At 43.4% G+C, this 10957-nt stretch carries 8 protein-coding genes; 1 reads left to right on the top strand and 7 read right to left on the bottom strand.

Annotated elements, in window-relative coordinates:
- Positions 1–243: 243 nt before the first annotated feature.
- Entirely contained in the window at positions 244–897 is a 654-nt protein-coding gene (locus BIZ39_RS10840) for a dUTP diphosphatase (RefSeq protein ID WP_049587640.1), read from the top strand.
- A gap of 158 nt (positions 898–1055) precedes the next feature.
- Here the strand turns inward: BIZ39_RS10840 and BIZ39_RS10835 are convergent, their stop codons facing one another.
- The 7 genes from BIZ39_RS10835 to BIZ39_RS10805 all read right to left on the bottom strand — a co-directional run bounded on the left by BIZ39_RS10835 (position 1056) and on the right by BIZ39_RS10805 (position 10707).
- The gene (locus BIZ39_RS10835; protein ID WP_049587639.1) at positions 1056–2735 is read right to left on the bottom strand and encodes an AMP-binding protein; all 1680 of its coding nucleotides are present in this window, start codon (positions 2733–2735) and stop codon (positions 1056–1058) included.
- Positions 2736–2956: 221 nt separating this feature from the next.
- Positions 2957–7129: an EAL domain-containing protein gene (locus BIZ39_RS10830; RefSeq protein WP_187446970.1), complete on the bottom strand. Its 4173-nt coding sequence runs from the start codon at positions 7127–7129 to the stop codon at positions 2957–2959.
- A gap of 216 nt (positions 7130–7345) precedes the next feature.
- Positions 7346–8734 (bottom strand): ribonuclease J, encoded by a 1389-nt coding sequence (locus BIZ39_RS10825; protein ID WP_049587636.1) that lies wholly within the window; start codon positions 8732–8734, stop codon positions 7346–7348.
- A gap of 68 nt (positions 8735–8802) precedes the next feature.
- Positions 8803–9036 (bottom strand): DUF2789 domain-containing protein, encoded by a 234-nt coding sequence (locus tag BIZ39_RS10820; RefSeq protein WP_014949810.1) that lies wholly within the window; start codon positions 9034–9036, stop codon positions 8803–8805.
- Between the two features lie 123 nt (positions 9037–9159).
- Entirely contained in the window at positions 9160–9510 is a 351-nt protein-coding gene (locus BIZ39_RS10815; protein ID WP_014949811.1) for a DUF2750 domain-containing protein, read from the bottom strand.
- Between the two features lie 72 nt (positions 9511–9582).
- Positions 9583–10413 carry a LysR family transcriptional regulator gene (locus BIZ39_RS10810; protein ID WP_049587635.1) on the bottom strand — a complete coding sequence of 277 codons (831 nt, stop codon included), beginning with the start codon at positions 10411–10413 and terminating at the stop codon, positions 9583–9585.
- 126 nt (positions 10414–10539) lie between these two features.
- A complete protein-coding gene (locus BIZ39_RS10805; RefSeq protein ID WP_168463489.1) occupies positions 10540–10707 on the bottom strand; it encodes a hypothetical protein in 168 nt (55 codons plus the stop codon).
- Positions 10708–10957 lie beyond the last annotated feature (250 nt).

Genomic DNA, 10957 nt, shown 5'->3' with positions numbered 1-10957 from the left:
CTTTATGTTTAGCAGGTTGAATGCCAACTTTTTAATCATTAAGTATCAACAACTTACACGAAAAGAGAAAACATGACCAATAAGTCATAGTTTTACCATGGTGCAAGTGCACCACAAGCAAGCAAACATTAAAGAAAGCGCTTTACTCTCGCCATCCTAAATTTTGCAGTTTCTCCCGGAGCGTCATTCAAGTACAATTTCGCCTTTATAAAATGCAACACAATTTCACGGTCAGGAGCAACAATGTTAACCGCGCAACAACTCGCCACTATGCTTTCTCTTCAGGATAAAATGAACGCCAAAGTAAACCCAGACTGGCTAAATGCTGGTTACGGATACTTACGTGCAGCAATGGTAGAGTCAGTTGAAGCGATTGAGCATCACGGCTGGAAATGGTGGAAAGCACAGCAAAAAGACTTGCCACAGCTTCAGATGGAATTGGTGGATATCTGGCACTTTGCACTAAGTGCCTGCATTATTGAATATAAAGGCGATATCGCTGAATCTGCAAAAAGTATTGCTTCTGAATTAGCAAGTGGCAAAACGCTAGTAACCTTCGATGGAAAGGACTACGACGCGTCAAATCTGACGCTTCTTGATAATTTAGAGCTCATGACGGGCCTTTGCGCCGCCAAACGCTTTAGCGTGCCACTATTCATGTTCATCGTAAGCCAGTGTGAAATGTCAGCTGACGAGCTGTATCGTCAGTACGTAGGTAAAAATGTGCTCAATTTTTTCCGCCAAGATAACGGCTATAAAGAAGGCACTTACGTAAAAGTGTGGGAAGGTCGTGAAGACAACGAGCACCTGGTAGAAGTAATGGATGTCCTAGATTTAACGAAGCCAGAGTTTAGCGACTTAGTGTATGAAGGGTTACGCTCTCGCTACCCTTCTTAAAGCGACCATTGCGTTTCGTTTGACGCGATTTAGCGTCGCTGTAGTGCTTATAGCCCAACACAGTTTTAACGCTTATTGCCCCTCCTTCTAATAAAAAAAGCTCTGTCATGGACAGAGCTTTTTCAATTAGTGCCAAAGCAAAAGACTCAACGAGGATTTTACGCGTCAACCCAAACTAATTTGTCGCGATAGCTACCTTGGATAATATCAACAAAGCGGTCTTCTAAAACATGACGCTTTACTTTGAGCGTCGGAGTCAGCAAGTCGTTTTCGATGCTCCATTCGTTTTTCATAATGATAACGCGATCCATAACTTGATGGCTTTCCAGTTTTGCGTTGATAGCTTCGAATGTTTTCTTAAGGCTTGCTTCAATGCCCGCTTTGTCTTTTTTCTGCGCTTCTTCACTAAGCACTAGCAAAGCCACAGGTTGAGGCAAATTAGTCCCCGTTACACACACTTGCTCAACAATAGGGTTTTCCATGAATTTTGCTTCAATCGGCGCTGGCGTAACATACTTACCCTTCGCGGTTTTAAAGATGTCTTTTAAACGACCAGTAATTTTAACGTAGCCATCAGCATCAATGACCCCTTTATCGCCAGTGCGCAGATAACCATCCTCAGTAAAGACTTCAGCCGTTTTTTGTGGTTCCAAGTAGTATTCCAGCATGTTGCACGGCGACTTAACTTGAATCTCACCTTCTTCTGACGTGCGAATGTCTACGCCGTCGTATGGCTTGCCGATACAGCCGATTTTATCATGACGGAAAGGTACACTGCCGGTGCCATAGGCACTGTTTTCGGTCATTCCCCATCCCTCAGAAATGTAGATACCAATTTTCGCGAACCATTCAATGACTGCTGGTGCAAGTGGCGCCGAACCACTTGCCCACAAACGTGCGTTATTAATGCCCAAGCCATCGCGAATTTTCTTCGCAACAATTTTGTTCAAAATTGGAATTTTAAGCAGCGTATCCAGTTTCTTCTGCGGCATTTTCGCTAACACGCCCATCTGGAACTTTGTCCATAAACGCGGTACCGAAATAAATAGCGTTGGCTGACAGTGACCTACATCCCGTTGGAAGGTAGTTAAATCTTCTACAAAGTGAATTTTGCCACCACTGTAGTAGCTTGAAAGCTCGACCAGTACACGCTCTGTAATATGCGCAAGAGGTAAGTAGCTCATTGTGCGATCGTTTTGGTTAATACCCAATTGATCGAGTGAGCGACGCGCTGCCCAACAAGCCGTATTGTAACTGTGCACCACCCCTTTAGGCTGACCGGTACTGCCAGACGTATAAATGATCGTCATCAAATCATCCATATCAGGTACAGGCGAGTCTGTTATGGGCGCGATATCCATAAATTCTTTCCACTGCTGTTTAGTAGCAATGTTTGGGTAAGGAAATGCAACCGTTAAATATTCTGAAGGAATAGAGGCAACTTGTTCTGCAGTATTATCTAGTTTTCCAACGAACAATAGCTGTACGTCAGCATGTTTCAATACATACTGGACCGTGTCTGGACCGGCTGTTGAGAAAATAGGTACCGACACGTGACCTGCCATCATAATGCCCAGATCAGCGATAAACCACTCAGCACAGTTTTTTGAAAAGATACCTATACGGCTGCCTTGCGGGAAATCGAATTCACGTAAACGTGCTGCCACTTTTCTGGCTTGTTCGGCGACTTGCTTCCATGTGTAGTCGTGGTATTCACCGTTAATAGGCTGCGTAAGAAATACGTCGTTCCCACGGCTCTGTTCCCAGTGGTACAACATACTTAATGGCGATGTTATTACTTCCGTGGTATTTGCGTTTGCTGTCATGTCTAGCGGCATAAGTCACTCATATGTTGTTATAATGTAGCTCATTTTTACAATGATTTCACAGACTTCTAATAAGCCCTATTTTTTATTGAAAAACAAGCTTTTTAAACAAGCGTTTACATTCTATGCGACGAATAACAAGGCTTTAGAGGCTAAATTTAGTTTTCTTATAGATTTGGCTTTTAAATCTTTATGGTCTTATCTGTTAGAAAAACGCGGTAAATATCGACGTTTTACCACGCTTTAAATAACAGCGGTGCAACTTCCTCGGCGGTACAAGGCTTGGCGTAGAAATAGCCCTGGTGGAAATAACACGCTTTTCCAATCAATTCTTCCGCTTGCGCTTTTGTTTCAACGCCTTCCGCAACACAACTCATATTCAAGTTATTCGCTAACGTAATGGTTGTTGTTACCAGCGCTTCGTTTGCATTACCCGGCGCCATTTCGTTAACGAAGCTCTTGTCGATTTTTAATACCGACAACGGATAACGCTTTAAATAGCTTAAAGACGAGTAACCTGTACCAAAATCGTCAAGGGCTAATACAAAGCCTTCTTTCACAAACCGATTAATCTGTCTTAACGCATTGTCACTGTCATCCATCAATACGCCTTCGGTAATCTCGAATCGAAACGCTTCTTTGGGTAGATTGAACTCATCAAGCAGGGTTAGCACACCGGTTAAGTCGAATTCAGTTTTGAAGTGAAGTGCAGATAGGTTAATAGAAACAAACCCCGTGAAGCCTTGGCTATACCAAGACGACAAGTCCTCTGCCGCTCTTCGCATTGCCTGTCGTGTAACTTCTATTATGTACTTCAATTCTTCAAGTACCGGTATGAACTGATCGGGGAAAAGAGGCTCGTTATCCAGTTTTCCTCGCAGCAGTAACTCAACCCCAATAGTGGTATTGGTTCTGGCATCTATAATTGGCTGATAGTGATTGAAGAAGCAGTCATCTGAATAGGCACGTTTTACTTTATTTTCAAGCTGTAAACGCGTTTTGGCACGTTCATTCATGTCTGTCGTAAAGTAGGTAAAGCCGCTTAATGCGTCCTTCTTCGCCGTATACATGGCCACATCAGCCTGCTTGATAAGCTCAGCAGGCTCAGAGGCGTCTTCTGGATAAAACGCCACGCCAATACTGCAAGAAACACGAAGCACTTCCTCTGCTAACGATATAGGCGTTTCTACTGACTCAATGATTTGGGCCACGAATGAGCTCAAGTCGTCATTGGCATTAACTTCCTCAATAACAATAACGAATTCATCGCCACCTAATCGCGCAACGGTGCCCGACTCAGCCACAAGGTTTCGCATTCGGTTGGCTACAATGCGCAGCAGTTTGTCACCGTAGTCATGCCCAAGTGAGTCGTTAATACCTTTAAATCTATCCAAGTCAACAAACATCACCGCCACACGATGCTCATGATGACGGGCAAGCCCAATAGCATGCTCCAGTCTGTCTAGCAGCAATGTTCTGTTGACCAAGCCTGTTAAGCTGTCGTAGGTCGCGATTTTCAGAAGTTTGCGCTCAGCATTTTTTTGTTCTGTGATGTCGGAAATAACAATCAGGTAATGCTCTGCAGTATTACTTTCCCCACTTACCGCTGTTATATCAATAAGCACGTCGTAGCGCTTGCCATCAGCACCATCGATCACGGCCTCGTCTTTCCAAAAATCCCCTCCCTGCATATCAGGTAATTTGCCAGACAGGTGTCTATTCAACGTTGGGTAACGCAAATAAAGTCGTGCCAACTGCTTGGGTAACGGCTCTTTATTATTAAAGCCGAACACCTGTTCAAAAGCTGGGTTCGCGGCAACTAAACGCTTTTCTTTATCAAAAATTAAAACCCAGTCTCGAGTTTGTCTAAAAGCGTCACTGAATAGCGTTACCTGCTGCTGCGCTTTTTGTAATCTAAACAGTTGGCGTTGACGGGAGAGTAAATATGCTACGAATAAACTCACGATGAGCGCTGCGTAAATAGTATATGCAAGCGGTGAACGCAAAGGCGCATGTGGCATATAAAGCGTAATTTCAGCCGGAAGCACGTTATAGTCGAAACTACCTGGCGTAGGGGCAACAGAAAAAACGTAGTCACCCGGTTCTATGTTGGTAAAGGTTATTTTTGCATCGTCAGTCACGCCTTCTGTAACGACGCGATCACCGTTCAACAGCTTGTAGTAGTACTTTATTTTTCCTATGCCTGACATCGCTAATGACGAAAAATGGATTGTTAACCCATAATCTTCGTAATCGAGATCAAAATGGTGTCCGGTTAGGTTTTTAAGCGGCTGATTAAGCACCCTATTATCTACGGCAACTTCCGTTATAGCAGTTTGCTTACTCAGCAAACTTCTTCCAACTTCCAAGCTTTCCAATTGCGATGCAGAGAAAACCACAGCGCCGCTCGTCGAGCCGTAAGCCAGTCGACCGTCCTTAAGCTTAAGCGAAGCCCCTTGGTTAAACTCAGAAACACTTAGCTCACGTCCGTAGATAAAGTTCTTGATTTGGCCGGTAGACGGATCGTAATTGTGTAACCCTTTGTGCGAACTAAACCAGATATTGCCTGCTTCGTCTTTTTGCAGCCCGTAAACAATGTTTGATAATAAAATATTCGATTCGTTTAGGTTGTACAACGGCTCAAACGTGTCTGCGTCTATGCCAACCAACCCTACGCCACTGTATGCAAGCCACAGCACACCCATATCGTCGATAACCCACGACGATATGGAGCGATCTCGGCCACGCTGTAGCTCTGAGAATCGATAGACCAATTCATGCTGAAACGTCTCTGGGTCGATTAACCACAAACCACCTTCGGTAGCAAAAAATAATCGATCATTGTGGTAATGAGACTGCCCCAAGAAACCCAATGAAAAATTTATGTCAAAAACACGAGGATCCAGCTCTAAAGAAGAAATTTCTTTTTTGTCCACGTCATACTTTAAAAAACCTTCGTTGCCAATAAAGTACAAATCTCCTTTATCTGAAAGCATCATTCCCGCGCCATACGCATCAAATACGGTGTCATCGCCACCTTTTAATACCTCTGGCCGGTTAGCCTCCCCTGTTTCCATATCAAACAACCGTATTCCGTTGTACGTATTGAGAAACAATTCGCCACTTTGCGTTGGAACAATTTTGTTTACGGCGCCTTCGCCGATAATCGCTCTTTGACTTTTTGAATACAGATACTTCTCAGACTTTTTTGTCGTGAAATCATAGTGATTAAGCCCGTTTTCTGTACCTATCCATATTTTATTAGGTTCAGTCTCGGCAAACGACCACACCACATGGCTAGTCAAAACGCTAGCCTCACCGGCTCGTTCATTCTGGATAGCAAAAATATCCGCACTTTTCACACCGAAATACAGTGCACCAGCATAGACTGAACTTAACCAGAGGTTGTCAGATTCATCTTTGGCAATGGCGATAATTTTTTTGTTTGAAATTTCGGTGAAACCGTTATGCGGTTCTAAGATGTGTTCGTATTCCCAACCACCTGCTTTTTTACTCAGCTGATATAGCCCTTTATTAGTGCCCATCCAAAAAGCGTCGTCTTTGTACTGAACCAACGTCCACACGTTTCTGTCAGATAGAACCTGTGTAAAGACATGTTCTTTTTCGCCCTGTACCTGCTTGAGAAAGTCTTGTTTCTGAGCAACAAATACGCCCGAAACCGTTGAAATCCACACCCTGTCCTTATCGTCTAAAAGTAGAAACTTTGCATTGGCGTTATCGAGGTTTTCGGGAATATCACCCAGGTAATCAAGTCGACGTAAAGACTGTTCTAAATTGTTGATATTTTTGACGTACACCCCCGATGTAGTGGCTACCAGTAAGGTGTCTTCAACGGTGATTGCCGCCCGGATGCTTTGGCTGTTACCCAACAGCGGCTCAGGGAGCTTTGCTATTCGCTCAAGGGTTTTAGTTTGCGTGTTAAATTTATGCACTTCTTCTGCCAGTGCAATGATAAGGTGCGTGTCATCTTGCCAATGAAAGGTTTCTGCATGTTGCACAAAACCTTCAAAGTCGTGGTAGTACGTTGGCTCTAATTGCACCACATCTTGAGTGGCCAAATCGAGATAATAAACCCCTCTGCCGTACACACTAAACCACAACGCTTCAGTACCTTGAAGGGCAAGTCGATAAATGGATGAGTCGATAAGAGAATTGTCTGGACCTGCTATTCGTTTAGTTCTAACTCCATCCCAACGAACCAAACCACCTTCTATGGCTATCCACACAAAGCCATCTTCGTTTATAACAATGTCGTTGACGATATCTTGCGGAAGGCCATTTTTGGTCGATAAAGACTGAAAGACGGGATTAGACAGTCGCGGCGAGGCCACCGCTTGTAGGCTTACAACTAAAAACAGCAGTAAAAAATAGTTGAAATATCTCATCAAAAATGGATCGCACGTTTTAAATTTTTATTATAAGCCCAAGTGTAACAGAATGTTTTAAACTTGGGCAGCTTCTAAAATGAGGTTTTAAAAAACGTAAAGGACACATCTATCGCATTGATAAATAAAAATTAATTTTTCTAAAGCGTACAATATGAACAAAAGCAAAAGGCGCGTCCGACTAAATACACTTAGGGCTATTTCAATATTTTTATTTTACGCTTGCTGTACAGGAATGCGACCAACTGGAACAACCTGTCTGCGAATGCTTGGCTGTGGCGCTAGCCTGTACAAATCACCGTTCTGCCCTACATAGGTCTTTTTAATACCGCACGCTTTAGCAATATTTGCATGTGCTTGAAGGTGTTGATGCTCCCCGTGAACCGGAATAGCAATGTTCGGTTTAACCCAATGATACATGAGCTTTAATTCTTCTTCACAGGGGTGACCGCTGGCATGAATTGGCAGCGTGCTATCTTCACTGTGAATAACCGTTACTCCCTTTGCCTGCAGCGCTTTACTTAATCGGTCTACACTCTCTTCATTTCCGGGAATAACTATCGAAGAAAATAGCACAGTATCCCCTTTGTCTAAGCTAAGGTAAGGGTGAGTGTCTTTTGCAAAACGCGCCAGTGCGGTATTTTTCTCGCCCTGGCTGCCTGTCGCTACGGCTAAAACTTCATGGGGGGGAAGATAACCTAAATGCTGGGGATCGGACACAGGCAAATCGTCCGGCCAAATGCCCTGTTGCTTGGCAATGCCGTACATGTTCATTAACGAACGACCGTACAGCGCCATGTAACGCTTAGTTTTCTTGGCGACTTTAGCCAGCGAAATTAGCCGTGCTATATTGCTACCAAAGCAACCTACCACCGCTCTCCCCTTTAACGGCGCGATAGTGCTTAATAGGCCGTCGTAACAATTTCTCTCAGAAATTGAAAAGCCCGGTTTTGTTGCATTGGTAGAGTCTCCAACCATGGCAAGAATATTCTCACTGCCTAGTCGCTTGTAAAGGCTAACGTCAAACGGTAAACCTGTTATAGGGTTGGCATCAATTTTCCAGTCTGCTGTATGCAATACTGTGCCTACTGGTGTATTGATTTTTAGTGCGAAGGGTTCTGGAAGAGAATGAGTAATGGCAAGCCAGTTAACGCTAAAAGACCCAATTTTCTTAGTATCGCCTGCGTCGACTTCAATAATGGCAATTCGGTTAGCCAATTTACTTCTTGCAAGCTTTCGCCTTAACACTTCGGCGGTAAAAGACGTAGTATAAATTGGCTTTTGGAAACGTTCCCAAAGGTAAGGAATTGCGCCTACATGATCTTCATGGGCGTGGGTAATGACAATGCCAGCCAGTGCTTCTTTTTGTTTAGTAATAAATGAAGGGTTTGGAGCCACAACGCGATGCGTAGTGGCTTTGAACGTATTCTGGTTAGACGCTTGGCTGACGCCTTTGTAGGCAGGTGTGAGAGGCTCATCAAAGGAAACACCACAGTCAACCATTAACCATTGACCATCGTGACCATACAAATTGAGGTTCATCCCAATTTCGCCCGTTCCGCCTAACGGAAGAAACCACAAATCATCAGAAGATGGGTGCAACAAAACGGCTATTACCTTCTCTCAGAGCATTGAATATTAGTTTGACGTTAAAATCTTTGAGCGCAGAGTCATCATTCGTGCAATTCAGCATTAAGTTGGTCTATCACTTCGGCCCACGCAGCGTCTTCAACAATGGCATCTTTCAAAAATGCAGACTGACTTTCATTCCAATAAGGCGCTTCATGAAGATGTTGGCTCTTATTCAGCCCTCGATGTGTTTCAAAAAATTCAGCAATTTCTTCGTCTGAACTTCCTAAACCGAGTTGGCTAAATAGACTATTCATTGTGGGTTGCTCAGTAAACATAACGCCTCCTTGGGTTACTAATTAAGGGCATAATAAACGCCAGATACGTTGTACCCAACTAACGTTTTTATGCCCATTTGCTTAGTGGATAATTACCCTTTGTCTTCCCCTTGAGATCACATCTTAAAGGTAGTCAGCGAACTCTTCTGGCGTAATCACCTCTCCTTCTTCAGCAGGTACAGGACATACAATGACCATTAATTCATCTTGCGTCATGCCCGGCACCCACTTAGTCAAAAACTCTTCGGTGCTTAATTCCATCGCTTCACAGTGTGCCCAGTCTTCGGTTGCCCACAAGAGTGCTAACTCAGCATCAGGCCAAACCGGAACACCATCTTCTTCATCAGTAGTTAGCATTACACAGCCGTGCTCATCTTTAAGAATGAAGAGTTTCTCTTCCGCTTTAATTGTTGCAAGGCTTGCTTCTAGTCGTTGAAATGCGTTTTTTTCCAATAAAGGATGTAATTGTGACATAAGTTTCTCTCTTTAATTCTGCGACTCACATGCCTTTAAATTAGGCACAGTGGGTAAATTTAATGGCAGCGGTTAACACGCTTTAGACACGCTTTCTATTATCTCTGCTAGACCCACTCGTCTGACTTGCTTCATGCTGTGCATATACACCTTAAACGATACGTTTTCTAACATTTCAATTCTGGTCACTTTCACACTACCGGGTAACTGACTCTCAACGTTGGTCGGTAATACGGCAATACCACCTTCGCTCTGTAAATTGTTGAGCGCAAGATTCAACGAATTGGTTCTTAGCTTTGCATCGCGAAGTTGAGGGTAAGCAGTAAGCAACCAGTCTCTTGCCTTAGTTCCCCAATCAATAGCCACAAAATCTGCTGCATCAATAGTCTCAGACGCTTGTCCAATTCTATATAGCGCCAAATCCTGCTCTAGCAATACATCACTATTTACTTCTTCAGATTTCAACGGTTCCGTGGAGAATGATAAGTCCGTCACCCTTTCGTGCAATTGTCGCGAAAGGGTATCTAACGTAAGAACTTCAGCCTTTACTGACCAATCGGGAAACGAGTTGTGTAGGTGACTGAGCATCTGAGGCAATAACAGCTCGCTCGCAAGCTGTGTTGCGCCGCAAACAACATATTCAGAGGATTGAATTTGGAGCTCTTGTTTTGCTTCGTTTAGCGTTGCGCATAATTGCCTAGCGTAAGGCAGAAGTTTCTCACCAGATTGAGTGAGCTGTATACTGTTGCGTTGCCTAATAAAAAGCGTGGTATGAAAATACTCTTCAAGTAGCTTTATGCGTGCACTGACTGCAGATTGAGTAAGGTAAAGGTTTTCAGCCGCTTTACCAAAGTGACGAGTTTTTGCCACCTCTATAAAGGTGGTGAGAAAGCGTATATCCATGCTTATTGTACAACCGAATCAAAGTGGGTCTAAATTGACACAGATAATACGGCAAGTAAACACAAAAGCACAGAAGCGCACCGCTATAAACGGTACGCTTTATTAAAATTTCACCAACTCGCTGAATTAATACTCTTCTTGGTGCAGGCGACGCTGTTTGTCACGGCGTTGCAGGTCACGCTTCTGCTTTTCCTTTACAGTACTTTGACGTTTGGAACTTGGCTTTTTAGCGTGAAAATCTTCCTCTTCTACCGAGTCCCATTCATCACGCTGGTAACGATAGTCTTTACTCATTGACTTCTCTGGGTTGTTAACACACTTCAATTATTATCTTAAGTGACAAAATAGAAAACGAATTTTAATCATCGTAGCGACAAGAATTTTTGATTATTCTCATCAGTGATTTTCATAGACTTTTAACGTCCAACTCATTTACGCTCGTGTAATAGCGATACCCGTTGCAGGGCCAATAAATAGATACTTATATTTCACTTTAATTTCAAAAACTTAGACACATCATACTTGAGGTTATCACCTCGTACTT

It is taken from the genome of Alteromonas sp. BZK5, from assembly GCF_014349115.1.
Classification (GTDB): Bacteria; Pseudomonadota; Gammaproteobacteria; order Enterobacterales; family Alteromonadaceae; genus Alteromonas; species Alteromonas macleodii.
The sequence above is the reverse complement of the archived record's forward strand: the minus strand, read 5'-3'. Positions and strand labels throughout refer to the sequence as shown.